The following is a 23472-nucleotide window of genomic DNA, read 5'->3' on the forward strand; positions in this document are numbered from 1 at the left end:
AGAAGCTGTGGGAGAGCGATGAGCGAGAGCAGGATGCCCGACAAGGTCAAGCCCCTTGAGGCGCTGGGAGATCTCGTCCACGACGGGGATTCCGTGGCCTTCGGAGGCGGCTGGTTCGCCAACCATCCCATGGCGGCGGTCCGTGAGCTGATCCGCGCCGGGCGCAGGGACATCCACGCCATCACCGTCGTCGGGTCGGTGGACATGGACCTGCTGGCCGCGGCGGGGACGCTGGGTCACCTGTCGTTTTCCATGGTCACCCTGGAGGCCTTCGGCCTGGCCCCCAACGTGCGCAGAGCGATCGAGTCGGGTGTGCTGCCGTTCACCGAGTTCACCGGCCTGGGACTGCTGATCGGACTGGAGGCCCAGGGACGCGGCGTGCCGTACCTGCCGTATCGCGGCCCCTTCGGCTCGGACATCCCCGCCCGCTACCCGGAGATCTACGCGACCACCACCTGCCCCTTCACCGGCGAGGAACTGACCGCGGTCCGCGCCGTCAGGCCCGACGTGGCGATCGTGCACGCGCTGCGGGCCGACGCCGAGGGCAACGCCCAGTGGGACGGCACCTCCGGCCCCGACGTCGAGATGGCCAAGGCGGCCCGGCGCGTGATCGTGACCTGTGAGGAGATCGTGGACCGGAGCGTGATCGTCGAGAACGCCCACATGACCAAGCTCCCCGGCTACTACGTCGAGGCGGTCATCGAGGCGCCGTTCGGCGCGCACCCCACCTCCCACATCCCGCGCTACGCCATGGACGCGTGGGAACTCATGGACTACGCCGCCGCCGCGGGCGGCGCGTCGTTCTCGGACTACATCGACCAGATCCGCGGCGAGAGCGAGGCGGAGTACCGCGATCGCGTGCTCAAGGGGCGCGACGCCGTACTCAAGGGGCTGGTCGACGCCGCCGAAGTCATCCAGGAGGCACGGGCATGACCGACTACGAGATTCACGAGCTGATGACCTGCCGCGTGGCCGGGGAGGTCGACGAGCAGGGCGTCACCGTGATGGGGTCGTTCACCCCCCTCGCGTACGCCTCGTACATGCTGGCCAAGCTGACCCACGCGAAGGGCGCGTACCTGGTCGGCTTCGACGCGGTAGGCATGGCCCCGATCCAGCTCTCCTTCACCGGCGCCGAGGCCTCCGCCTACAAGGGCGCGGCCTGCCGCTGGGGCATGCTGACCGAGATCAACTCCATTCACCTGGCCGGTCACGGCGGGGTGGAGGCCGTGTCCTCCGCCCAGTTCGACGGTGACGGCGCGATCAACCTCTCGGCCATCGGGCCGTTCGCGACCCCCAAGGTCCGCCTGCCCGGCGGCGCCGGCGCGGCCGAGGTGATCAAGATGTACCGGAAGATGATCGCCTACTTCGGCAACCACAACCCGCGCACCCTGGTGGAGAAGGTCGGGTTCGTCACCGGCACCCGGTGGAAGGTCGGCGCCGAGGCCCGCAGGGAGGCCGGTCTCCAGCCGGGCCCGATCATCGTGGTCACCAACCTGGCCGTCCTGGTCAAGGACGAGGACGACAAGCCGTTCCGGATCGAGAGCGTGCACCCCGGAGTGAAGGTCTCCACCGTGGTGGAGAACACCGGCTTCGAGCTGGAAGTGCCGGAGAACGTGCCGTTCACGGCCGTGCCCACCACCGAGCAGTTGGAGTTGCTCCGCACCAGGATCGATCCGTTCGGCACGGTGAAGTTCGACTTCGTCTCCGGCAAGGACCGGCTGTCGTACCTCAAGGGCATCCTCGACGCCGAGTGGAACCGGGCGAGCGCGGCGGTCACGTCATGAGCGTCTTCGACCGGTTCAGTCTTGAGGGGAAGGTGGCCGTCGTCACCGGGGCCTCGTCCGGCCTCGGCGTCACCTTCGCCCTGGCACTGGCCGAGGCCGGCGCCGATGTCGCCTTGGGCGCCCGGAGGGTGGAGCTCCTGCAGGATACCAAGGGAAAGGTGGAGGCGCTGGGCCGCCGCTGCGTCGCCGTCCCGACTGACGTGGCCGACCCGGCGGACTGCGAGCGGCTGGTCGCCGCCGCGCGCGACGAACTCGGCGACGTGGACGTGCTGGTCAACAACGCGGGCGTCGCCCGGGTCGTGCCCTCGCACAAGGACGATCCCGCGGAGTTCACCCGCGTGCTGCACGTCAACCTGACCGGCGCCTACCAGATGGCGCAGGCCTTCGGCCGGGCGTGCATCGCCGCGGGGCACGGCGGGTCCATCGTCAACGTGTCCTCGGTGCTGGGCATGGTGTCCACCGACGCTCCGCAGACCGCCTACAGCGCCTCGAAGGCGGGCCTGCTCGGGATGACGAGAGACCTGGCGATGCAGTGGACGCTCCGCCGCGGCATCCGCGTCAACGCCCTGGTGCCCGGTCTGATCGTCTCCGATATGACCGCGGCGATCCAGGCGAACGAACAGGTGTCGGCGAGCGCGCGGGCGAGCATCCCGATGAGACGCCTGGGCGACGCGGACGAGCTCGTGGGAGCCCTGCTGCTGCTGGCGTCCGACGCGGGCAGCTACATGACGGGCTCCGCCCTGATCGTCGACGGCGGCTGGACGGCGCAGTGATGGCCGAGCCCGGTCACGCCGAGGCCGTCGCGAACCTCCGCATGCGGGTCGGGGAGTTCGTGCGCGACGAGGTGATCCCGGCCGAGCTGGAGCTGCTCGCCTCGGGCAGGAGCCCCACGGAGGAGCTCCGCCGCCGCCTGCAGAAGGCGGCGGCGGACGCCGGCCTGTTGTCCCCCACCGGACCGAAGCGGTGGGGAGGGCTCGGTCTGGACACCGGCGCACAGGCGGTCATCCTTCAGGAGGCCGGCTACAGCCTGCTCGGCCCTCTGGCGCTCAACTGCGCGGCGCCCGACGAGGGCAACATGCACCTGATGCACAAGGTGGCCACGCCCGAGCAGCAGGAGAAGTACCTGGCGCCCCTGGTGCGCGGCGAGGTCCGCTCCTGTTTCGCCATGACCGAGCCCAGTCCGGGCGCCGGCTCCGACCCGTCCATGCTGCGTACCTCGGCCCGCTGGGACGGCGACGCCTGGGTGATCGACGGCACGAAGTGGTACATCACCGGCGCCGATGGCGCCGCGTGGGCCATCTGCATGGCCCGCACCCCCGGACACGGCGACCAGCCGGCCGGAGCGACGATGTTCCTCGTCGACGCCGGCAACCCCGGCATGCGGATCAAGCGGCACATCGGCAGCCTCGACATCGGCTTCGCCGGGGGCCACTGCGAGGTGGTCTTCGACGGGTGCCGGGTCTCCCCCGACGCCGTACTCGGCGAGGTGGGCCGGGGCTTCGCCTACGCCCAGGTGCGGCTGGCGCCCGCCCGGCTCACCCACTGCATGCGCTGGCTGGGCCTGGCCCAGCGCTCCCAGGACATGGCCCTGGACCGCGCCGCCGAGCGTGAGGCGTTCGGCAGCAGGCTCGCCGACCTCGGCATGATCCAGCAGATGCTCGCCGACAACGAGATCGACCTGGCCGCCTCCCGCAGCCTCATCCGTGACGCCGCGTCGCTGCTCGACCTCGGGGAACGCGCCTCGGCCGAGACCTCCATCGCCAAGACGTTCGTCGCCGAGGCGGTCGGCCGGATCGTTGACCGGGCGGTGCAGATCCACGGCGCTCTCGGGATCTCCCACGATCTGCCGCTGTCGCTGTTCCTCCGGGAGGTCCGCCCCTTCCGCGTCTACGACGGCGCCTCGGAGGTGCACCGGATGTCCATCGCCAGGCGGGCCGTACAGCGACGCGCCGCCGCCCGCGACTCCAAGTGAACCCGAAAGGAGCACGCAGTGCCCAGTCTTGCCGTGGTCGGAGCCGGTCTCATGGGATCCGGCATCACCCAGGTCGCCGCCGTGGGCGGATATGACGTCGCCATCCACGATGTCGGCGAGGAGCAGCTCGGCCGCGCCCTCGACGAGATCGAGAAATCGATGCGGCGGCTGGAGAAGAAGGAGAAGCTCACCGCCCAGCAGGTGGCCGAGGCCCTGGGCCGGATCACCACGACCACGGACCTGGAGTCGGCGGCCCGGGACGCCGACGTCGTGGTCGAGGCGGTGTTCGAGAAGCTCGAAATCAAGCATGAGGTGTTCCGGCGCCTCGACGGGATCTGCAAGCCGGAGGCGGTGCTGGCCACGAACACCAGCGCCCTGCCGATCACTCAGATCGCCGCGGTGACCGGCCGGCCCGAGCAGGTGGTCGGCACCCACTTCTTCTCGCCGGTGCCGATGATGCGGCTGTGCGAGGTCGTCCGCGGCGTCAAGACCAGCGACGAGACCCTCGCCAGGGCCAGATCGTTCGCCGAGGACCTGGGCAAGACCTGTGTCGTGGTCAACCGCGACATCGCCGGCTTCGTCACCACCCGGCTGATCGTGGCGCTGAGCGTCGAGGCGGTGAAACTGCTGGAGAGCGGGGTGGCGACGGCGGAGGACATCGACACCGCGTGCCGCCTCGGCTTCGGCCACGCGATGGGACCGCTGGAGACCATGGACCTTACCGGCATCGACGTCTTCGTGAACGCCTCCCGCAACATCTTCGCCGACACCGTCGACCCCAAGTTCTACCCGCCGGAGCTTTCCGTCCGGATGACGAGCGCGGGCGACCGGGGCAGGAAGACCGGCAAGGGCTGGTACGACTACTCATGAGCGGAAGGACGAGGGTCGCTCTCGACATCACCGGCGGGCTGGCCGTCATCGCCCTCACCCAGCCGCCCGTCAACGCCCTCGACCGGGCGCTGATCGGCGAGCTGACGGAGGCGATCGACGAGGTGCGCGGCAGCGAGGATGCCAGGGCCGTCCTGGTCACCGGCGGGCGGAAGGTCTTCGCGGCCGGCGGCGACGTGAAGGAGATGCTCGGCTGGGACTACCGCAGGGCGGTACGCGACTCCGGCGCCCTCGGCGACGCCTGCACCGCGCTGTCGCGGCTGCCGATGCCGGTCATCGCGGCGATCAACGGCTTTGCCCTGGGCGGCGGCTGCGAGCTGGCGCTCGCGGCCGACCTGCGGGTCTGCGCGACCGACTCCAAACTGGGCTTCCCCGAGATCCTCCTCGGAGTGATCCCCGGAGCCGGGGGCACCCAGCGGCTGCCCCGGCTCGTGGGGGCCGCCCGGGCCAAGGACCTCATCTTCTCCGGCCGGGTGATCGGCGGCGGGGAGGCCCTGTCCATCGGGCTGGCCGACCACGTGGTCGAGCCGGACCAGGTGCTGGACAAAGCCCGGGAGCTGGCCGCTCCCTATCTCAACGGCCCCGTCATGGCGCTGCGGGCGGCCAAGGAGGCGATCGACCGCGGCCTCGAGGTCTCCCTCGACACCGGCCTCGAACTGGAGCGCGGCCTGTTCGCCGGGCTCTTCGCCACCGAGGACAGGGCGATCGGCATGACGAGCTTCGTGGAGAAGGGCGTGGGAAAGGCGCGGTTCGTTGGCCGCTGAATCCGCCTCCCCGGTGCCGGGCGTGCTCGTCGGACTGGACCTGGAACGGCTCACGCCGTACCTGGAGTCCGCCGTGGGGCTGGCCGGTCCCCTGCAGGCGTCCCTGATCGCCGGAGGTCGTTCCAACCTGACCTACCGGCTCACCGACGGCCGCTCCGACTGGGTGCTCCGGCGGCCGCCGGTCGGCCACGTGCTGCCCACCGCCCATGACATGGCCAGGGAGTACCGCGTCATCGAGGCGCTGCACGGCACCGACGTCCCGGTGCCCGCGCCGGTGGTGCTGTGCCGCGACAAGGATGTCCTCGGCGCCGATTTCTACGTGATGGAGCGCGTCGCCGGCCCGGTGCTGCGCAGCGCCGAGGACACCGGGGGTCTTTCCCCGCAGGAGGCCGCCCGCTGTGCCCGGAGCCTGGTGGAGGTGCTGGTCACCCTGCACGCCACCGACCCGGCCGTACTGGAGGGCTTCGGCCGGCCGGAGGGCTTCGCCGCCCGCCAGATCTCGCGGTGGGCCAGGCAGTGGTCGCTGTCGAAGACCCGGGAGCTGCCGGCCGTCGACGCGCTGGCCGGCCGCCTGGAACGGGCCGTCCCGGCGCCCCAGCGGGTCAGCGTCGTCCACGGGGACTACCGCCTGGACAACGTGATCTACGCGCCCGGCGGCGGCAGGATCGCCGCCGTCATCGACTGGGAGATGTCCACGCTGGGCGACCCGCTGACCGACCTGGGGCTGATGCTGGTCTACTGGGACAGGCTCACGGAGAAGGTGACCGGAGCCCGGCACGCGGTGAGCGCCAATCCCGGTTTTCCCGGCCGGGACGAGCTCGCCCGCGCGTACGGCGAGGCGTCCGGGCTGGATCTGAGCCGGCTCGACTTCTACGTGGCGTTCGGCTACTTCAAGCTGGCCGTGATCGCCGAAGGCATCCACGCCCGGTATCTGGCCGGCCAGACCGTCGGCGACGGCTTCGAGAAGGCCGGGTCCGCCGTCCCGGACCTTGTTGAGGCCGGACTCGCGGCGCTGGGCTCCGTACACAGGAGCTGAACAGGCTCACCCGGAAACGGCAGGCTGGCCCGGTCGTGCCGGCCGCTCTTCTACCAAGGGGACGGACGATGAACGACGACCTCACGGCGATCCACGAACTGAAGCACGCGTACTGCTGGCATTACGACGAGGGGAACCTCGACGGGCTCATGAGCCTTTTCACCCCGGACGCCGTCTGCGACCTGGGAGCATTCGGCTCCTGGCAGGGCACGGACGAGATCCGCCGGGGCTATGCCAGACAGATGGCCGCCACCGGGATTCCCGGCACCCGGCTGCACTCGGTCAGCAACCCGATCATCACGGTGGACGGAGACCTGGCGAAGGGCAGGTGGTACCTCGCCGATTACAACATCGAACCCGATTGCACGGCCCCGGTGCGCATTCTCGCGACTTACGACGACGACTACCTGCGCGACGGCGGCGCATGGAAGATCGCCCACACCAGGCTAGGCCATCCGATGGCGGGCGGCCGAATAGGACCGTGACGGGGACCGCCGACGTGAGTACCCGGCGCGGGGGCAACCCGTGACGCGACGGTCGTCGCTCTGCCGACCTCCTGCGAGCGCGTCCTGACACCTCACTTTCGGCTGAGCGGCGAATGAAAGGCGGGAGGCCATGTGGGCCATGAGGATGACCGGTCCGTACTCCTTCGAGGCCGTGGATGTTCCGGCGCCGGTTCCGGATGACCTCGCCGACGGCCAGGTGCTGCTCCGTGTCCTGGCGGGTGGACTCTGCGGTAGCGACGGGCCCTTCTACCGTGGCGCCGCCAACCCCTGGACCTCATCGAACGACCCGGTCCCGGGGTTCCCCATGCATGAGGTCGTCGGTGAGGTCGTCGCCTCCCGGACAGCCGAGCACAAGGTGGGCGACCGGGTGGTCGGCTGGGCCACCGGCTTGGACGGACTACAAGAGATGATCACCACCGAAGGTGCGTCCGTGCACGCGTACGACACTTCGCTTCGCCCGGCCGAGGCCGTCGGGTTGCAGCCCCTCGCATGCGTGATCTACGCGGTGGAGCGGCTCGGTGACGTGTCCGGAAAGCATTGCGCTGTCATCGGCCAGGGCCCGATAGGCGTGCTGTTCAGCCACGTACTCAAGAGTGCGGGGGCGCACAAGGTGACCGGCATCGACCGGATCGACCGACGTGACGTCCTCGGCGCATTCGGCGTCGACGACCCGGTCTTCCTCTCCAGTGACGAATGGGTCCGGAGGCTGACTGATGACGATGACCGTCCCGAAGTCGTTGTCGAGGCCGTGGGGCACCAGGTCTCGACACTCGCTCACGCGATCGAGGCTGTCAGGCCCGAAGGCCGCATCCTGTACTTCGGGATCCCCGACGACCGCATTTACCCCCTGGACATGGAGAAGATGCTGCGCAAGCATCTGACTCTCATCTCCGGCTCGACGCTCCAGCGTCGCCGGGTGCTGTCCGCGGCGGACGAGTACGTCAAGGCCCATCCCGGATTGATCAATTCCCTCGTCACCCACGAGTTCAAGGCCGACGCGGCTGCCGAGGCCTACCGCACCGCCTTCACGCCCAAGGCCGGCCAGTTCAAGGTCGTCATCACGATGAGCGACTGAACCGGAATTTCGCCGAGCCGTGCCGCGCCACGGCCATGTCCAAGGTCGCCACTGGAAGATCGGACACCGCCCGCACCGGCTCCCGCGGAGCGGCGGCGGCACGGCCGGCAGGAGTTCTCCTGCAGTAGCTCTTGACGTATAACGTTAATGAAAATATCTTCGCCCTCAGTAGTGGCGTGCGCTCTTCGGGGCTCGCCGCGCCTGCCGCAAGCCGCCGTACGGCTACGCCCGCCGGCAGGAGTGATCCCCCGGGCAGGGAGCCTTTATGAGGGTCGAATACATCAACGACGAAGTGGTCAACCGAGTGTTCTCCCATGCGGTGACCCTGGACATGGACGACGACTACTGGGAGCGCCAGGGGTGCATGACCGCGCTCCTCGAGTGGGATCACCCCGAGGGTCTCCCGACGGTCCGGCGCTGGCTCGACCGGGCCGTGGCCACCCAGACATCGGACGGTCGCCTGTGCTACGGCGGCACCACCAACCTGAGCTGGGGCGCCTTCCGCGTCATGGACACGGCGATCATGCGCCAGTTCGCCGGTACCGCGAGCGTAAGCGCGTACTTCACCTTTCCCCTGATCCATCTGTACGAGCGAACCCGGGAGAAGGTCTACCTGGACGCGGCCAGGCGGCAGATGGACGCGGTCCTGGCCGGGCCACGCACCAGCGAGGGCTTCCTGCTGATGAACGGCCAGGCACCGGAGATCTGGGTGGACGAGGTCTACCCGGTGTGCCGGGCGCTGGCCCGCCTGGGCACGGTCCTGGACCAGCCCGCGCTCGTCGACGAGGCCTACCACCAGCTGCTGGTGGCCGGGCGGCGGTTGGTGGACCCGGCCGAGAAACTCTGCCGGCACATCTGGCGGGAGCGGCCCGACTCCTATCCCGAGTCCACCTTCTGGTCGCGAGGTAACGGCTGGCTGATCTGCGCGACCGCCGAGGTGCTCGCCGAGGCTCCGAACCACCGCGACGCGGCGGCCGTGCGCGGGACGCTCGCGGACGTGCTGGAGGCCATGACCCGCCGGCAGGACCGCAGCGGCTTCTTCCACGACTTCCTCGACGACCCGTCCACCGCGTTGGAGGCGTCCGGCACGGTGATGTTCGCCTACGCGGCCGCGCTGGCCGCCGAGATCGGGGCCGTCCCCGACTTCGTCGAGCCAGCCGTGCGCGCCATCGACGCCGTCGCGGGGATCGTCCAGTCCGACGGGAGCATCGGGCGCACGGTCGTCCCGCCCGGCGGCCCAGGCATCCCCTTCGGGCAGATGACCCTGAGTCCCAGCTTCTTCCTCCTCGCCGCGTACCACCTGCGCGACGTCGTGCCGCTGAAGGGCCCGCGCTCCGCGGTGTGATCCACCGGACCCGCCTCACCGCCGCTGCCCTCCCCAGTCCCGACGCCACGGATCCGCGCCGTGCTCCGCCGCCGGAACACCCGGGCAGGACGCCGTCATCATCAAACGCCCCCAACGACGAATCGAGGATGCGGTGACCATTACCGTCGACCCCCTGGAAGGCACAACATTCGGCGCCGTAGTGCGCGGCGTCGACCTGCGTGCGCTCGGCGACGCCGCCTGGCGCCGCGTCGAGGACGCGTTCCACACCTACGGAATCCTGGTCTTCCATGGGCAGAGCCTGACCAGGGACGAGCACGTCGCCTTCGCCCGGCGCTTCGGCGAGATCGAGAGGCAGAGCGACCAGACGATGCGCGGCGACTTCGTCGGCAAGCCGATCGTGCTCGACATCTCCAACGTGGACGACAACGGGGTGCACATCACCGACAGGAACCACCCCCAGGTCCGTTATCTGGGTGGCAACGAGGGGTGGCACTCCGACAGCTCGTTCAAGCGCGTCACCGCCAAAGCATCGATTCTGAACGCGATCGAGGCGCCGTCGAGGGGAGGCCAGACCGGCTACGCCGACATGCGCGCGGCGTACGACGCACTGACCGATGAGGAGAAGGACCGCCTGGAGGGGCTGACGGCCTACCACTCCTTGGAGTACTCCCAGGCCGCGGCCGGGGCGACCGACACGTCACCGGCCGCGGTGCCCAGCGAGATGGCGGGGGCCTGGCACGAGATCGTCCGGGCCCATCCGGTGACGGGCCGGAAGGCCCTGTTCATCGGACGGCACGCCTGCCAGATCGAAGAGCTGCCCGTCGACGAGGGCCGGCGGCTGCTGGAGCGCCTGCTCGAAGCCGCCTGCCGCGCGCCGCGCGTCTATTACCACCAGTGGCGGCCTGGGGACGTCGTGGTGTGGGACAACCGCTGCATGCTGCATCGGGCGACCGAATGGGACCTGTCCGAGCGCCGCGTGCTCAGGCACGTACGGGTCGCCGGCGACAACTGACGCCCTCCGCTGCGCGGCCGCCATCGGGGGAGGCTCGCCACGCACCTCTCAGACCCTCGACCACCACCGGGAAAGCGCCGTACGGGCGCCCTCCCAGCTCATCGAGAGGTGAAGCCTTGGCCGACATCGACAAGTTCATCGCCGCCCATCGCAAGCAGACGGGTCCCCCGCCCCTCGCGGCCGATCCCGAGCCCCGCCGCCGCCACTGGCCCCTGGTCTCGGTGGACGACCATCTTCTGGAGCCGCGCGACACCTTCGAGGGCCGGCTGCCCGGCCGCCTCCAGGACCGCGCGCCCCGGATCGCCGAGGACGACGACGGAATGGAGTACTGGCTCTTCGAGGACGAGCGGGTGCCGATCAGCGGCGGCAACGTGATGAAGAGCTGGGACGCCGCCGACATGTACACCGGCCCGGTGCGGTTCGACCAGATGCGTCGCGGGGCCTGGGACGTGGATGCCCGCATCCGCGACATGGACGTCGCAGGCATCTACGCCTCGCTCTGCTTCCCCTCCATGGTGTTCGGCTTCGCCGGCTGGCGGTTCATGCGCATGAAGGACCGCGAGCTGGGCCTGGCGAGCCTGCGAGCGTACAACCAGTGGGTTCTGGACGGCTGGGCAGGCGCCCACCCCGACCGGCTGATCCCCAGCCAGGTCAGCTGCCTGTGGGACGCCGAGCTGGCCGCCGGGGAGATCCGCCGCAATGCCGCGCGCGGCTTCCATTCGGTGACCTTCAGCGAGAACCCCGAGTCGCTGGGCCTGCCCAGCCTGTACACGGACTACTGGGACCCGTTCTTCCGCGCCTGCGAAGAGACCGGCACGGTCATCAACCTCCATGTCGGCTCCTCCGGGAAGACCATGCTGCCAAGTGAGGACTCCCCCTCGGAGGTCCTGTCGGCACTGTTCACCGTGAGCGCGCTGTCCTCGGCCGTGGACTGGATCTTCGCCAAGATCCCCGTCCGGTTCCCCGGCTTGAAGCTGGTGCTGTCCGAAGGAGGCATCGGATGGCTGCCGATGCTGCTCGACCGGCTCGACTACATCGCCAGCGAGTACGTGCCCGGGGGGATGACCGACACCTGGACCGGGATCGACATCACCCCCCGCGAGGTGCTGCTACGCAATTTCTGGTTCGCCGCGTACTACGACCCGCGCACGATCGGCCGGTTGGAGGATCCCGTGCTGTCCCACGTCATGTACGAGGCCGATTACCCGCACGCCGACTCCTCCTGGCCGGACACGCAGGAAATCCTGCACATGCAGTTCGAGAAGCTGCCCGCGCGGGTGGCCGAGGCGGTTACCTTCCGCAACGCGTGCGACCTGTTCCGGCACCCGCTGCCTCCGGCCGGCTTCACCGACGTGGCGGGGTAGGCGGCCGCTCCATCGGGAGCGGCGCTCATCCCGGGATCGGGGTGGAGTGCCAGCAAACGAAACGCCACCGGCCGTCCTGCTCGGCCCAGACCGCGCTGTAACGAGCGTGGGTGCGCAGGTCACGCCCGCCCGCCCTGGCGTCGATCACCACCGCGCCGGTGACCACGGCGGTGCCGCCGAAGACGCGCACCTGCTCATCGGTCACCCGGACCCCCGTGTAGGCGACGGCGCCACTTTCGAGCGCCCCAATGTAGCTGTCCTTGGAGTCCAGCATCGCGTTGGAGTGGGTGTAGATCATTCGTTCCTCGAACAGTTCCTTCAGGGTGACGACGTCGGAGCCGAGCAACGCCGCCCATCGGCGCTTCTCCTGCTCCAGAACCTGTACGGCGGCCGCATCGGACATGGGATGCTCCCTCGGTTCCTTGATCGGGAATAAATATAGCTATTGACGTTCAACGTCAAAGAAAATACTTTCTCTCCACTCGATTCACAACGCCCGACGACAGGACTCCAGATGTCTGTGCTTCAATTCGCGATCCTGGGGCTGGGGCTCGGAGGCGCCTACGCGCTCCTCGCACTGGGCCTGGTGACGATCTACCGCGGAACGGGGGTCCTCAACTTCTCCCAGGGCGCGGTGGCCATGATCTGCGCCTACGTCTTCTTCGCGCTCCGCGACGACCTCGGGCTGCCCACCCCGGTGGCGGCGCTGATCACCCTGGCCTTCGCCGTCGTGCTGGGACTGGCGTTCTACCTCCTGGTGATGCGGCAGCTGCGGAACTCCCCTGTGCTCGCCAGGATCACTTCCACGCTGGCGCTGCTCCTGCTGCTGCAGGGTCTGGCGACGCTCCTGTTCGACGTGCAGACGAGAACGCCGGTCTCCGTCGTGCCGGCCGCGCCGATCAGCGTCCTCGGCATCAACATGCCGGCGGACCGGCTCGTCCTGGCCGCGGTGGCCGTCGTCTTGGCGGTGGCCCTCGGGCTGGTCTCCCGCCGCACCCGGATCGGCCTCGCGATCCGTGCGATCTCCGACAGCGAGAAGGGCGCCTCGCTCAGCGGCCTGTCGCCTGTCCTCATCGGCACCCTGACCTGGGCCGTGGGCTTCGTCCTCGCGGCCGTCGCCGGGGTGATGCTGAGCCCGATCGCGGGTTTGGACGCCAAGGCACTGACCCTGCTGGTGGTGCCCGTCTTCGCCGCCGCTCTGATCGCCCGCTTCACCTCGTTCGGCGTCGCCGTCGCGGCCGGCCTGGGTCTCGGCATGGTCGAGTCGGCGCTGCAGCTGGTCACCGGCGCCGAAGGCGCCTGGTACACATGGCTGTGGACCGGTCCCGGCCGTTCCCAGGCCATCCCCGCACTGATGGTCATCCTCGCGATGATCTTCTCCGGCCGCCTGCTGCCGGCCCGCGGCGAGGTGGTCCGCGGCCGCCTGCCGATCAGTCCGCCCCCGCGCTACCGGGTGACGGGCCCGATCGTCGCCCTCGTGCTGGGCCTGGTGTTCATCTACAACGTCCGCCCCTCCTGGCTGTCGGCCGGCGTGGTCAGCCTCGCCGGAATCCTGATCGCCCTGTCGGCGGTGCTGGTGACCGGCTTCATCGGCCAGATCTCCCTCGCCCAGGTCGCCTTCGCCGGCTTCGGCGGCATGATGACGGCCCTGCTGTCCGGCCACGGGCTGCCGTTCCCGCTGGTGCTCCTGCTCAGCGGCGCGCTGGCCATGGCACTGGGCCTGCTGGTGGGCCTGCCCTCGCTGCGGGTGCGGGGGCCGAGCCTCGCGCTGGTGACCCTGAGCGCCGCCTACATGTGCCAGGTCGCGATCTTCTCGGACGGCCGGCTGTTCGGCGACCAGGGCTTCAATCGTGTGGCCTCCCCCACGCTCTTCGGCATGGAGCTCGGCGATACCGGATTCGCGGTGGTCACTCTCGTGATCGTCATCGCCACGGCATCCCTGGTGGCGGCGCTGCGGGTATCGGCCTTCGGCCGTCGCGCGCTGGCCGTGCGCGAGAACGAGGCCGCCGCGGTGGCCGCGGGCATCAACATCAAGCGGTTCAAGCTGGCCGCCTTCGCCCTGTCGGCGTTCGTGGCCGGCGTCGGCGGCTCCCTCCTGGGCTACCAGGCGAACGTCTTCGCGTTCGAGCGGTTCACGGTGTTCGAGTCGCTGCACGTGATCGCCATGGCGTACATCGGCGGGATCGGCATGGTCAGCGGCGCGATCTTCGCCGGCCTCGGCGCCGGCGGAGGCCTGTTCTCCCAGCTGCTCGCGACCTGGGGCGCCGACGCCTATCAGCTGGTCATCGCCGGCGGCGCCCTGCTGCTGGCGGTCCAGGCCCATCCCGACGGCATGGCCTCGACCGTGCACACCATCCGGGAGCGCAGGCGCCGGCGCACCACACCGGCCGTCTCCGACTCCCCGCCCCCCGACGACGGCGAGGACCGGGCATCCCCGCTCAAGCCGTCCGTACCCGCGAAATGACAAGGAGTCCCGATATCATGAGCACGACCATCCGCCGCGGCGCCCTCGTGCGCGGCGCGGCCGGCACCCTCCTGACGCTCACGCTGACCGCCTGCGGGGGCGGGAACGCCGCCGACACCTCCGCCAGCACGGGCGGGCTCAAGGGAGAGCCGATCAAGCTCGGTTCCATCCTGACCATCACGAACCCGGCCTGGGACAACGGCTCGGTAAAGAAGATCAACGAGGCGTGGGCGTCCCACATCAACGAGGACCTCGGCGGCGTCAAGGGGCGCCCGGTCGTGGTGGAGACCTGCGACGACCACGGCGACCCGGCCAAGACCTCCCAGTGCCTGAACAACCTGATCGACTCCGGCGTGGTCGCGCTGGTGAACAACTCCTCGCTGTCCTTCGGCGCCAACGCCCTGCCCGCCATGGAGAAGGCCGGAATGGCCAACATCGGCGGGTGGCCGGTGACCGCCAGCGAGTACACGAGCCCATACAACTTCCCGGCGACCCCCGGCGCCGCGGGTTCCTACCCGGGGCTGGCCGTGTTCTTCGCGGCGACGGGCGCCAAGAAGCTAGCGGTCGCCTACAGCAACACGCCCTCCGGCCAGCAGGTCGGCCTCGCCCTGAAGAAGCAGTGGGAGGCGCTGGGCGGGACCGGGTACTACATGACCGAGTTCGACGCCTCGGCCGCGGACTTCACCCCGGCGATCTCGAAGATCGCGGGGGAGAAGCCCGACGCGATCATCCTGGCCGTGGGCGAGGGTCCCGCGCCCCGCATGTTCCAGGCGGTCAAGAACACCGGCGTCACGGCCCGGGTGGGCGTGTCCTCCACGGCGGGCACCAAGAAGGTCTTCGAGGCCGCGGGCGACGCCGCCACCGGCATCTTCTACGCCTTCGCCTCCGTGCCGTCCGACTACGACAACGAGGACGCCAAGACCTACCGGGACGTGCTCGCGAAGTACGCGCCCGACCTCGACCTGACCGGCCAGACCGCGGTCGCGGCCTCCTCCATGCAGTACGCGTACGACGTCCTGTCCTCCGTCCAGGGAGACATCACGAAGGAGTCCGTGCTGGCCGCGCTCAGGGAGGGCAAGCCGTGGAAGGGCTTCCTCACCCACGGCACCGACCCGGCGAACGCCCCGGCGGACATGCCCCAGGTCCGCAACCCGTACACGCTGATGCTCGAGTACAAGGACGGGAAGTTCGTCCCCGCGATGATCCAGGACCCCGGCCACCTGGCCAGGTACATCGACATCCAGGGTGACCTGGCGTGGATCGCCGGCAACCCGCCGAAGAGCTGACGCGGGAGGACCGAGGATGAGCCTGCTCGAACTCGACCGGGTGACCGTCCGCTACGGCGGTGTCACCGCCGTGGACTCGGTCGGCTTCGCGATCGAGCCCGGCACCCTGGTGGGCCTGATCGGCCCCAACGGGGCCGGGAAAACCACCATGATCGACGCCATCACCGGAATGGTCCGCTCCTCGGGCGACATCCGCCTGAACGGGGAGAGCATCGCCTCCTGGCCGGCGTACCGCCGCAGCCGGGCGGGCATCGTTCGCACCTTCCAGTCGCTGGAGCTCTTCATGGAGCTCACCGTGCGGGAGAACCTGCAGACCTACGCCCGCGTCCACGCGGGGGGCCCGCAGGCCGACCCGGTGGCGTACGCGCTGGAGCGGATGGAGGTCGGCTGGACGGCGGACAGGTACCCGTCGGAGCTGACCACCGGCACTGCCCGGCTGGTCTCCGTCGCCCGCGCCCTGGCGGCCGGACCCCGGTTGCTCCTGCTCGACGAGCCGGCCGCCGGGCTGGACGCCGGGGAGTCACAGCGTTTCGGCGCCAAGCTGAGGCGGCTCGTCGACGACGGGACGACGACCGTCCTGCTCGTGGACCACGACGTCGACCTCATCATGAACGTCTGCGACGTCATCCAGGTGCTCGACTTCGGCAAGAAGATCGCCTCGGGGACGCCCGCGGCCGTACGTGAGAACCCCGAGGTCGCCCGCGCCTACCTGGGCACGGGCGGCACCACGCGGAATCCTGCCGGAGGTGAGGCATGACCGCGGCCGGAGCCGGCCCCGCGGCTCTGGAGATCACCGGGCTCAGCGCCGGCTACGGCCCGATCAGGGTGCTGCAGGACGTCACCGTCTCGGTGGCCGCGAAGGAGATCGTCAGTCTGCTGGGTCCCAACGGGGCGGGCAAGACGACCACGTTGCTGGCCTGCTCCGGCATGGCGAAGGTCTCGGCGGGCGACATCAGGCTGGGCGGCAGATCGTTGCTGCGGCTCAGCCCGCACGTCATCGCCCGCAGGCGGCTGGCGCACATCCCCGGGGACCGTTCGCTGTTCCCGTCGCTGACGGTCGACGAGCATCTCCGGCTGTGCGCCAGACCGGGTGGTCTGGATGTTCTGGAGCTCTTCCCCGAGCTGAAGAAACGGCGCAACAGAAGGGCCGGCGTGCTCTCCGGCGGCGAGCAGCAGATGCTCGCCCTGGGGCGGGCGCTCGCCGCCGACCCGCAGGTGCTGCTGGTGGACGAGATGTCGATGGGGCTGGCCCCGGTGGTCGTGGAACGGCTGTTCTCCGCACTACGGGAGATCGCGGCCTCCAGCGGGCTCGCGGTGCTGATGGTGGAGCAGCACGTCCATCTGGCGCTGAAGTACGCCCAGCGCGGCTACGTGCTCGCCGGTGGCCGCGTGCGCACCCAGGGCACGGCCGAGGAACTGGAGGAGCGCTGGCCGGAGATCGAGACCTCGTATCTCGGCCGGTAGAGGGGAGAACGCGTGAGGGGAGGTACCTGGATCACCCGGCACCTCCCCTTCTTCGCGTACGTGGGTTCAGACCGCGCCACCGGTCAGATGGCGGGCCGCCAGATAGCCGAAGACCATGGCCGGGCCGAGGGTCCCCCCGGCGCCGCCGTACGTCATGCCGAACGGCGAGGCCATCACGTTGCCGGCCGCGTACAGCCCTTCGACGACCTGCCCGTCGAGGTCGAGCACCCGGGCGTGCGGATCCACCCGGGGGCCGCCCTTGGTGCCGAGTGCGCCGCTGACGACCCTGATCGCGTAGTAGGGGGGCTCATCGACGGGCCCAAGGGTGCCGCGGACCTCCCCCTTGTAGGCAGGGTCACCCCACCAGCGGTCGTGGGCGCTCTCCCCGCGGTGGAAGTCGGGATCGACGCCCTTGGCCACGTTCTCGTTCCAGCGCCGTACGGTCGCCGTGAGCTCCTCGGTCGGCATCCCGAGCTCCTCCGCGAGCTCCTCCAGCGTGGCGAACCCCTTCAGCCACGCCGGGGGCTCCTCCCCTGCCGGGTGGGGTCCCACCGTGCCGTACGCCCGCAGGTATCCCTGGTCGAAGATCAGCCAGGAGGGCAGGTTGGCGTAGTCGAAGGCGCTCACGTCCTCCACGTGGAAGGCGCCGCCGAACGCGTTGTAGTTGGCGGCCTCGTTGGTGAAGCGGCGTCCCCTCCGGTTGACCATGATGGAGCGGGGCCTGCACCGGTCTGCCGTGATCATCGCGCGGTTCATGGAGTTGATGCCCTCGGGCAGATCGGCGGCGGGGATCCACCAGGCCTCCCGCATGTTGCCGAGCATCGCCCCGGCCTTCATGGCCATGTAGAGGCCGTCGCCGGTGTTGGTCTTCATGGACACGGGATGGGTGAGCGGGCCGCGCAGGAACGCCCGCTTGTAGTCCTCGTTCCACTCGAAGCCGCCCGTTGCCAGGACCACGCCGCGCTCGGCACGCACCTCACGAGGGCCGGAGGGGGTGTCAAAGCGCACGCCTGCCACTCTGCCGTCCTCGACGACCAGTTCGCGGGCGCGGTGCTCCAGATTCGGCCGTACGCCGGCGTCGAGAAGCGCCTTCAGCAGCCGGCCGATCAGAGCCTGGCCGCGGCCGCGCTCGTCGCGGATCGCGCGGCGGGCGAGCTCCTCCTTCGACGGCGCCCGCGGGACGGCCGCGCCCAGCGGGGTCTCGCTCATGGTGAGGTGCTCGCTGGAGTAGTACGGGGTATGGGTGACCTTCTCCTGCCACTCCCCCAGCTCGTCGAAGGGGAAGAGGGGGCACTCGATCGTGCGGCCGCCTCCCGGCTTTCCCCCCGGGTGCTCGGGGTGATAGTCGGGGAAGTCGGGGACGGCGTAGAACTCCGTGCCGGCCTGCGCGTCCAGGAACCGCACCATCTCCGGGCCGGCCTTGAGGTAGGCGCGGATCAGGCGCACCTCCAGCAGGTCCCGCGACAGCGACATGATGTACTCGAAGGCTTCCACCTCGCTGTCCGTCACGCCTATCGCGGCCTGGTGGGGATTGCAGGGAATCCACACGTGCCCGCCCGACCAGGCCGCAGTCCCGCCGACCTCGTGGGCCTTCTCGAACAGGCCCACGCGCGCGCCGCCCTTGGCCGCCGTGACCGCCGCGGTGAGCCCCGCGGCTCCCGTGCCGAGCACGATCACGTCAAAGCGATCGGTCATTCCCGGCTCCTCTCTCTCGTCTCGCTATTCAGATATCAAATCTATCTATTGACGTACAAGGGAAGATTTTGGGATGGTGCGAGGGGATCTAATTAGGAGCTTCGATGCTGTTTCATGAAGCGATCGCCCGCGCCCTTGCCGACCATGGCGTGACGACGATCTTCGGTGTCCTCGGCGACGCCAACCTGTACATGATGGACAGCTTCCAGCGGGCGGCCGGCGGGCGGTACTACTCCTGCTCGAACGAGGCCGGCGCGGTCCTCGCCGCCAACGGATACGCCCGCACCTCGGGCCGGCTCGGCGTCGCGACGGTGACCCACGGCCCTGCGCTCACCAACACGGTCACCGCGCTGGTGGAGAGCGTGAAGGACCACACCCCCGTCCTGCTCGTCGCCGGAGACACCGCCGTGGTGGACCGGGAGAACTTCCAGAACATCTCGCAGCGCGACGTGGTGATGCCGACGGGCGCCGGGTTCGAGCAGGTTCGCTCCCCGGAGACGGTGGCCGACGACGTGGCGATGGCCGTACGACGCGCCCTGCTGGAGAAGCGGCCGATCGTGCTCAACGTCCCAGTGGAGTTCCAGTGGCAGGACGTCGCCTACCGTGGGACCGCGCCCAGGTTCGTCGAGCCGCAGGCGGTCGCCCCCGACGAGGAGGCGCTGGACGCCGCGGTCGGCATCATCGCCAGCGCCAACCGCCCCGTGGTGCTGGCCGGCCGGGGCGCCGCCCGTCCCGAGGCCAGGGCGGCCCTGCTCCGGCTGGCCAAGCGCATCGGCGCTCCGGTCGCCACGACGTTGCGCGGCAAGGACCTGTTCCGCGGCGAGCGGTTCGACCTCGGCATCTGCGGCACCCTGTCCCACGAGGTCGCCCTCGACACGATCAGCCAGAGCGACTGCCTGATAGCCTTCGGCGCCTCTCTCAACAAGTGGACCACCGCCGAGGGCGCGCTGGTCGACGGCAAGCAGGTCGTCCATGTGGACCTGGACCGTCACGCGATCAACCAGTTCTCGCCCGGCACGGCCGGCGTCGTCGGGGATGCGGCCACCGTGGCGGACACCATCGTCAGCTGGCTGGATGAGGCCGGAAGCACGCCCACCTCCTTCGCCTCGGAGGAGTTGGCCAAGCGCTTGGCTGAACGCTCCGACGACGCCTTCACGGACCGGTCCACCGACGAGACCGTCGACATCCGCACCGCCATGCTCAAGATCGAGCAGGCCTTTCCCGCCGACCGCACCCTGGTCTTCGACGGCGGCCGGTTCATCTTCAACGCCTTCACGCTGCTGCACTGCCCCGAGCCCCGCGCCTACGTGCACACAGTGAACTTCGGCTCGATCGGCCTCGGCATGGGCAACGCCATCGGCGCCTCGCTCGGCGCACCCGGGCGGCCCACCCTGCTGGTCACCGGCGACGGCGGTTTCATGATGGGAGGCCTCGCGGAGTTCTCCACGGCCGTCCGGCACGACATCGACCTGGTGGTCGTGCTGTTCAACGACTCGGCCTACGGCGCAGAGCACATCCAGTTCCGGAACAAGAACATGGATCCGGCCATCTCCACGTTCCGGTGGCCCGAATTCGGCGACGTCGCCACGGCCCTGGGAGGGCGGGGTTTCACCGTAAGGAACCTCGCCGAACTCGACGAGGCGCTCGCCGCCGTCGCGACCCGCGACCGGCCCATCCTGATCGACATCAAGATCGACCCGGACAAGGTGTCCGCCCCCGGCCACTGAGACCAGGACCGGCGGGGAGATGGGCGCGGGCTCGCGGGCTCGCACCCCTGCCGATTCCCCCACATGTGCCGTCTCGCACCCGCCGCCGCCCGTACGGGCCGACCGGCGCCGCTGCCGCTCGGCGGACGCCATACTCATGCGGACGGACCGCGGGCTGCCCGTCGCCGGACCACGGCCCTACCGGTGCTCGGCAGGCAACAGATCGCGACACCGGCCAAGATCCCGCTCCCGCAGGCGACGTGGAAGACGATGTCGAAGGAACCGGTCCGATCGGCCAGCCAGCCGCCCAGGGGCGGAGCCACCAGTTGGGCCAGGCCCAGGCTCATGGTCGCGACACCGAACGCCGTGCCGATCTCCTTCGGGCCCAGCACGTCGCCAAGGTAGGCGACCAGCACGGTGCCGATCCCCATCATGATCAGTCCGTAGGCGAAGGCGGACAGATGCAGGACACCGCCCCAGCCCAGCGGGACCACCATAGCCAGCAGGCCGATCAGGATCATCATCACCGCAAGCGTCCCCCGTCGTCCCCACACGTCGGACACCCGGCCACCCACGACTCCGCCAAAGATGCTGGCGAGGCCCAGCAGGGAGAACATCCCCGTCGCCGCCGCGGGCGCGAAGCCCAGATCCTCCTGCAGGGCGGCGATCAGATAGTTGGTGTAGAGGCTGAAACCGACTCCGTAGAGGAAGTAGGCGACCAGCAGGACGTCGGCCCCGGGAAGGACGGTGCGCAGCGGCGTGCGCCGCCGGAGCCGGTCCGCGGCGACGGGGGCGGCCCTGCCCGGCTTGAGGAGCAGCAACTGCAGGATGAGAATCACCAGCGAGATCGCGACCTCCAGGCCCCAGACCTGGCGCCAGGCATCGTCGCCGAAGACCCGCTGCACCAGCGTCACCATCGGGCCGGTGAGGGCGAGGCCGGCCCCCGACCCCGCGGTGGCCAGCCCGAACGCGACCCCGCGGTGGCGCCGCGGCACGTGGGCGGCCACGATCGCCGGGATGGGAATCCACACACCCGCACTGAACAGCCCCGCCATGCCCATGCCCAGGAAGAGCACGGGGGTCCGGGGTGCGACGGCGACCAGGAGCACACCGGCGACGGTCAGCGCCAGACCCGCCTTGAGCAGCCTGGTGCTCTCGACGCGGTGCGCCAGCGACGTCACGACGATCACACCGGCCAGATAACCGCCCAGGTTGGCGGCGCTGAACAGGCCCGCCAGGCTGTAGGAGCCGAGGATGTCCCCGGTCATCGCCGGCAGCAGGCAGGAGAAGGTGAAGCGCACGAAGCCCTGGGAGACCGCGGCGGAGACCATGACCAGTAGAACGGGCAGGATCCATTTCCGCAGCGGAGCTCCGGCATCCCGCCCGCCGGCCGCCGGGTGCGCTGTCTTCGACGCTTGAACGGCCATGCAGGTCAGCCTCCCGAAGTCACGGCAGATCTGACTCTATACGTAAGACGTTACCTACGATAGATTCCTGTTCCTCTATCGAGGAGGTCCGCATGGACGAATACGACGTGGTGGTGCTGGGCACGGGAGCCTCGGGGCTGACTGCGGCGCTCGCGGCGGCGAGCGATGGCGCCTCGGTGGGTCTGCTGGAGAAGGCGGATCGGATTGGAGGGACCACCGCGCTCTCCGGCGGCGTGGTCTGGCTCCCGGACAACAAGTACGCCGCCGAGGCGGGGGTCGGCGACAGCCGCGAGCAGGCGCTGACCTACCTCCGCTCGCTGTCCAACGGGAGCATGCTGCCCGAGATGGTGGAGGCCTTCGTCGACAACGTCGCGCCTCTGCTGGACTGGCTGGAGCGCGAGACGCCGCTCCGGCTCAAACTGGTACCCCGTTACCCCGACTATCACCCCGAGCACCCGGGCGGTCTCCCCGGAGGAGGACGGTCGCTGGAGCCGGAACTGGTCGACACCACGGGGCTGGGAGCATGGCAGGACCTGCTGGTGGGCGCTCCTCGCCGCCTCTACATCAGCGAGATCCCCAGCGGGGGCGGGACCGGTGTCATCGACCCGGACCTCATGCGGCGGCGCACCGCCGCCTCCCGGGAAGGACTGGGCCGCGGGCTGGTGGCCGCCCTGCTGAAGGGCTGTCTGGATCGGGGCGTCGAGCCCCGCACCGGGGCGCGGGCCGTCGAACTGCTGGTGGAGGACGACCGCGTCACCGGGGTCCGGTTCGAGTCCGCATCCGGGTCCCACGAGGTACGCGCCAGGAAGGCGGTGATCATCGCCACCGGCGGTTTCGAACACGCACCGGAGCTGGTCCGGGACTTCCTCCACGGTCCCGTCGCCCACCCTCCCGGAGCGCCGAGCAACACCGGGGACGGGCTGCGCATGGCGATGCGGCTCGGTGCCGGGCTCGGCGTCATGCACGAGGCGTGGTGGGTGCCCGTCGTCCTGGCGCCGGCCGCGGACGGCTCGGCCTCCCCGACCCTGCTGCTGCGCGAGCGCACCCTGCCGGGGACGCTCATGGTCAACTCGCGGGGACGCCGGTTCACCAACGAGGCCGCCAACTACAACGCGCTCGGCGCCGCCTTCCGCGCCTTCGACATCACGTCGTACAGCTACGCCAACGTCCCCGCCTGGCTCATCCTCGACGACGCTTGTGTGACGAAGTACGGGGTCTTCGGCACCGCTCCGGGCGCCGGAGCCCCCGACTGGCTGCTTCGCGCCGACAGCCTGGGCGAGCTGGCGGAGCGGATCGGCGTCCCTCCGGGCGAGCTGATCGCGACCGTCGGACGCTTCGACGAGCATGTCGCGGCAGGTCGCGATCCGGACTTCAACCGGGGTGAGAGCGTCTACGACGGCTGGTGCGGAGACCAGGCGCACTACGGCACTCCCTACGCGACGCTCGGCCGCGTCACGACCGGCCCCTTCTACGCCACGCGCGTTCATGCGAGCACGCTGGGCACCAAGGGCGGCCCCCGGACCACCGCCACCGGCCAGGTGCTGAGGGTGGACGGCACCGCCATCCGCGGGCTGTACGCGGCCGGCAACGCGATGGCCGCCCCCACCGGGATGGTCTACGGCGGCGCAGGCGGCACCCTCGGCCCCGCCATGGTCTTCGGCCGCCTCGCCGGGCGGCACGCCGCCACGCACTGAGGAGAACA

At 70.0% G+C, this 23472-nt stretch carries 21 protein-coding genes; 18 read left to right on the plus strand and 3 right to left on the minus strand.

Annotation, left to right across the window (positions count from 1 at the left end; all coding sequences use genetic code 11):
• Nucleotides 1–18 precede the first annotated feature (18 nt).
• From ACQEVJ_RS28460 to ACQEVJ_RS28515, 12 genes are all read left to right on the plus strand, one after another.
• Nucleotides 19–933 carry a CoA transferase subunit A gene (locus ACQEVJ_RS28460; RefSeq protein WP_433106239.1) on the plus strand — a complete coding sequence of 305 codons (915 nt, stop codon included), beginning with the start codon at nt 19–21 and terminating at the stop codon, nt 931–933.
• Nucleotides 930–1784 (plus strand): hypothetical protein, encoded by an 855-nt coding sequence (locus ACQEVJ_RS28465; protein ID WP_433106241.1) that lies wholly within the window; start codon nt 930–932, stop codon nt 1782–1784. The genes ACQEVJ_RS28460 and ACQEVJ_RS28465 overlap by 4 nt, the downstream gene beginning before the upstream one ends.
• Nucleotides 1781–2557 (plus strand): SDR family NAD(P)-dependent oxidoreductase, encoded by a 777-nt coding sequence (locus tag ACQEVJ_RS28470; protein WP_433106243.1) that lies wholly within the window; start codon nt 1781–1783, stop codon nt 2555–2557. Before ACQEVJ_RS28465 ends, ACQEVJ_RS28470 begins: the two co-directional genes overlap by 4 nt.
• Nucleotides 2557–3756 carry an acyl-CoA dehydrogenase family protein gene (locus tag ACQEVJ_RS28475; protein WP_433106245.1) on the plus strand — a complete coding sequence of 400 codons (1200 nt, stop codon included), beginning with the start codon at nt 2557–2559 and terminating at the stop codon, nt 3754–3756. Before ACQEVJ_RS28470 ends, ACQEVJ_RS28475 begins: the two co-directional genes overlap by 1 nt.
• Before the next feature lie 18 nt (nt 3757–3774).
• The gene (locus ACQEVJ_RS28480; protein WP_433106247.1) at nt 3775–4626 is read left to right on the plus strand and encodes a 3-hydroxyacyl-CoA dehydrogenase family protein; all 852 of its coding nucleotides are present in this window, start codon (nt 3775–3777) and stop codon (nt 4624–4626) included.
• On the plus strand, nt 4623–5408 hold the full coding sequence (locus ACQEVJ_RS28485; protein ID WP_433106249.1) for an enoyl-CoA hydratase/isomerase family protein: 786 nt from the start codon (nt 4623–4625) through the stop codon (nt 5406–5408). Before ACQEVJ_RS28480 ends, ACQEVJ_RS28485 begins: the two co-directional genes overlap by 4 nt.
• Nucleotides 5398–6444: a phosphotransferase family protein gene (locus tag ACQEVJ_RS28490; protein WP_433106251.1), complete on the plus strand. Its 1047-nt coding sequence runs from the start codon at nt 5398–5400 to the stop codon at nt 6442–6444. The genes ACQEVJ_RS28485 and ACQEVJ_RS28490 overlap by 11 nt, the downstream gene beginning before the upstream one ends.
• Nucleotides 6445–6512: 68 nt before the next feature.
• Complete coding sequence (locus tag ACQEVJ_RS28495; protein ID WP_433106253.1) at nt 6513–6929, plus strand: nuclear transport factor 2 family protein; 417 nt, start codon at nt 6513–6515, stop codon at nt 6927–6929.
• A gap of 145 nt (nt 6930–7074) precedes the next feature.
• Nucleotides 7075–8025 (plus strand): zinc-binding dehydrogenase, encoded by a 951-nt coding sequence (locus tag ACQEVJ_RS28500; RefSeq protein ID WP_433106255.1) that lies wholly within the window; start codon nt 7075–7077, stop codon nt 8023–8025.
• A 265-nt stretch (nt 8026–8290) separates the two neighbouring features.
• Nucleotides 8291–9370, plus strand: coding sequence for a glycoside hydrolase family 88 protein (locus ACQEVJ_RS28505; RefSeq protein ID WP_433106257.1), 1080 nt, complete (start codon nt 8291–8293; stop codon nt 9368–9370).
• Nucleotides 9371–9503: 133 nt separating this feature from the next.
• Nucleotides 9504–10364, plus strand: coding sequence for a TauD/TfdA dioxygenase family protein (locus ACQEVJ_RS28510; protein WP_433106259.1), 861 nt, complete (start codon nt 9504–9506; stop codon nt 10362–10364).
• A 116-nt stretch (nt 10365–10480) separates the two neighbouring features.
• Complete coding sequence (locus ACQEVJ_RS28515; RefSeq protein WP_433106261.1) at nt 10481–11728, plus strand: amidohydrolase family protein; 1248 nt, start codon at nt 10481–10483, stop codon at nt 11726–11728.
• Between the two features lie 25 nt (nt 11729–11753).
• On the opposite strand, the gene ACQEVJ_RS28520 is transcribed toward ACQEVJ_RS28515, so the two are convergent.
• On the minus strand, nt 11754–12131 hold the full coding sequence (locus ACQEVJ_RS28520) for a nuclear transport factor 2 family protein (protein WP_433106263.1): 378 nt from the start codon (nt 12129–12131) through the stop codon (nt 11754–11756).
• A gap of 111 nt (nt 12132–12242) precedes the next feature.
• Between ACQEVJ_RS28520 and ACQEVJ_RS28525 the strand changes: the two genes are divergently transcribed.
• The 4 genes from ACQEVJ_RS28525 to ACQEVJ_RS28540 are packed head-to-tail and all read left to right on the plus strand — an operon-like array spanning nt 12243 to nt 16942.
• On the plus strand, nt 12243–14192 hold the full coding sequence (locus ACQEVJ_RS28525) for an ABC transporter permease (RefSeq protein ID WP_433106265.1): 1950 nt from the start codon (nt 12243–12245) through the stop codon (nt 14190–14192).
• A 17-nt stretch (nt 14193–14209) separates the two neighbouring features.
• Complete coding sequence (locus ACQEVJ_RS28530) at nt 14210–15478, plus strand: ABC transporter substrate-binding protein (RefSeq protein ID WP_433106267.1); 1269 nt, start codon at nt 14210–14212, stop codon at nt 15476–15478.
• 16 nt (nt 15479–15494) lie between these two features.
• Complete coding sequence (locus tag ACQEVJ_RS28535; protein WP_433106269.1) at nt 15495–16235, plus strand: ABC transporter ATP-binding protein; 741 nt, start codon at nt 15495–15497, stop codon at nt 16233–16235.
• On the plus strand, nt 16232–16942 hold the full coding sequence (locus ACQEVJ_RS28540; protein ID WP_433106271.1) for an ABC transporter ATP-binding protein: 711 nt from the start codon (nt 16232–16234) through the stop codon (nt 16940–16942). Before ACQEVJ_RS28535 ends, ACQEVJ_RS28540 begins: the two co-directional genes overlap by 4 nt.
• Before the next feature lie 66 nt (nt 16943–17008).
• On the opposite strand, the gene ACQEVJ_RS28545 is transcribed toward ACQEVJ_RS28540, so the two are convergent.
• Entirely contained in the window at nt 17009–18637 is a 1629-nt protein-coding gene (locus ACQEVJ_RS28545; protein ID WP_433106273.1) for an FAD-dependent oxidoreductase, read from the minus strand.
• 104 nt (nt 18638–18741) lie between these two features.
• Here ACQEVJ_RS28545 and ACQEVJ_RS28550 point away from each other — a divergent pair, with 104 nt between their 5' ends.
• Entirely contained in the window at nt 18742–20364 is a 1623-nt protein-coding gene (locus ACQEVJ_RS28550; RefSeq protein ID WP_433106275.1) for a thiamine pyrophosphate-binding protein, read from the plus strand.
• 134 nt (nt 20365–20498) lie between these two features.
• Here the strand turns inward: ACQEVJ_RS28550 and ACQEVJ_RS28555 are convergent, their stop codons facing one another.
• Nucleotides 20499–21770 carry an MFS transporter gene (locus ACQEVJ_RS28555; protein ID WP_433106277.1) on the minus strand — a complete coding sequence of 424 codons (1272 nt, stop codon included), beginning with the start codon at nt 21768–21770 and terminating at the stop codon, nt 20499–20501.
• 92 nt (nt 21771–21862) lie between these two features.
• Here ACQEVJ_RS28555 and ACQEVJ_RS28560 point away from each other — a divergent pair, with 92 nt between their 5' ends.
• Nucleotides 21863–23464: an FAD-dependent oxidoreductase gene (locus ACQEVJ_RS28560; protein WP_433106279.1), complete on the plus strand. Its 1602-nt coding sequence runs from the start codon at nt 21863–21865 to the stop codon at nt 23462–23464.
• The last annotated feature ends 8 nt before the right edge of the window (nt 23465–23472 follow it).

Source organism: Microbispora sp. CA-102843 (genome assembly GCF_050936215.1).
Classification (GTDB): Bacteria; Actinomycetota; Actinomycetes; order Streptosporangiales; family Streptosporangiaceae; genus Microbispora.

Bases quoted from the DNA above. Each gene is read 5' to 3' on its own strand.
- ACQEVJ_RS28460 (WP_433106239.1), top strand. From the start codon at position 19: ATGAGCGAGAGCAGGATGCCCGACAAGGTCAAGCCCCTTGAGGCGCTG.
- ACQEVJ_RS28465 (WP_433106241.1), top strand. From the start codon at position 930: ATGACCGACTACGAGATTCACGAGCTGATGACCTGCCGCGTGGCCGGG.
- ACQEVJ_RS28470 (WP_433106243.1), top strand. From the start codon at position 1,781: ATGAGCGTCTTCGACCGGTTCAGTCTTGAGGGGAAGGTGGCCGTCGTC.
- ACQEVJ_RS28475 (WP_433106245.1), top strand. From the start codon at position 2,557: ATGGCCGAGCCCGGTCACGCCGAGGCCGTCGCGAACCTCCGCATGCGG.
- ACQEVJ_RS28485 (WP_433106249.1), top strand. From the start codon at position 4,623: ATGAGCGGAAGGACGAGGGTCGCTCTCGACATCACCGGCGGGCTGGCC.
- ACQEVJ_RS28495 (WP_433106253.1), top strand. From the start codon at position 6,513: ATGAACGACGACCTCACGGCGATCCACGAACTGAAGCACGCGTACTGC.
- ACQEVJ_RS28500 (WP_433106255.1), top strand. From the start codon at position 7,075: ATGACCGGTCCGTACTCCTTCGAGGCCGTGGATGTTCCGGCGCCGGTT.
- ACQEVJ_RS28505 (WP_433106257.1), top strand. From the start codon at position 8,291: ATGAGGGTCGAATACATCAACGACGAAGTGGTCAACCGAGTGTTCTCC.
- ACQEVJ_RS28520 (WP_433106263.1), bottom strand. From the start codon at position 12,131: ATGTCCGATGCGGCCGCCGTACAGGTTCTGGAGCAGGAGAAGCGCCGA.
- ACQEVJ_RS28525 (WP_433106265.1), top strand. From the start codon at position 12,243: ATGTCTGTGCTTCAATTCGCGATCCTGGGGCTGGGGCTCGGAGGCGCC.
- ACQEVJ_RS28530 (WP_433106267.1), top strand. From the start codon at position 14,210: ATGAGCACGACCATCCGCCGCGGCGCCCTCGTGCGCGGCGCGGCCGGC.
- ACQEVJ_RS28535 (WP_433106269.1), top strand. From the start codon at position 15,495: ATGAGCCTGCTCGAACTCGACCGGGTGACCGTCCGCTACGGCGGTGTC.
- ACQEVJ_RS28540 (WP_433106271.1), top strand. From the start codon at position 16,232: ATGACCGCGGCCGGAGCCGGCCCCGCGGCTCTGGAGATCACCGGGCTC.
- ACQEVJ_RS28545 (WP_433106273.1), bottom strand. From the start codon at position 18,637: ATGACCGATCGCTTTGACGTGATCGTGCTCGGCACGGGAGCCGCGGGG.
- ACQEVJ_RS28550 (WP_433106275.1), top strand. From the start codon at position 18,742: ATGCTGTTTCATGAAGCGATCGCCCGCGCCCTTGCCGACCATGGCGTG.
- ACQEVJ_RS28555 (WP_433106277.1), bottom strand. From the start codon at position 21,770: ATGGCCGTTCAAGCGTCGAAGACAGCGCACCCGGCGGCCGGCGGGCGG.
- ACQEVJ_RS28560 (WP_433106279.1), top strand. From the start codon at position 21,863: ATGGACGAATACGACGTGGTGGTGCTGGGCACGGGAGCCTCGGGGCTG.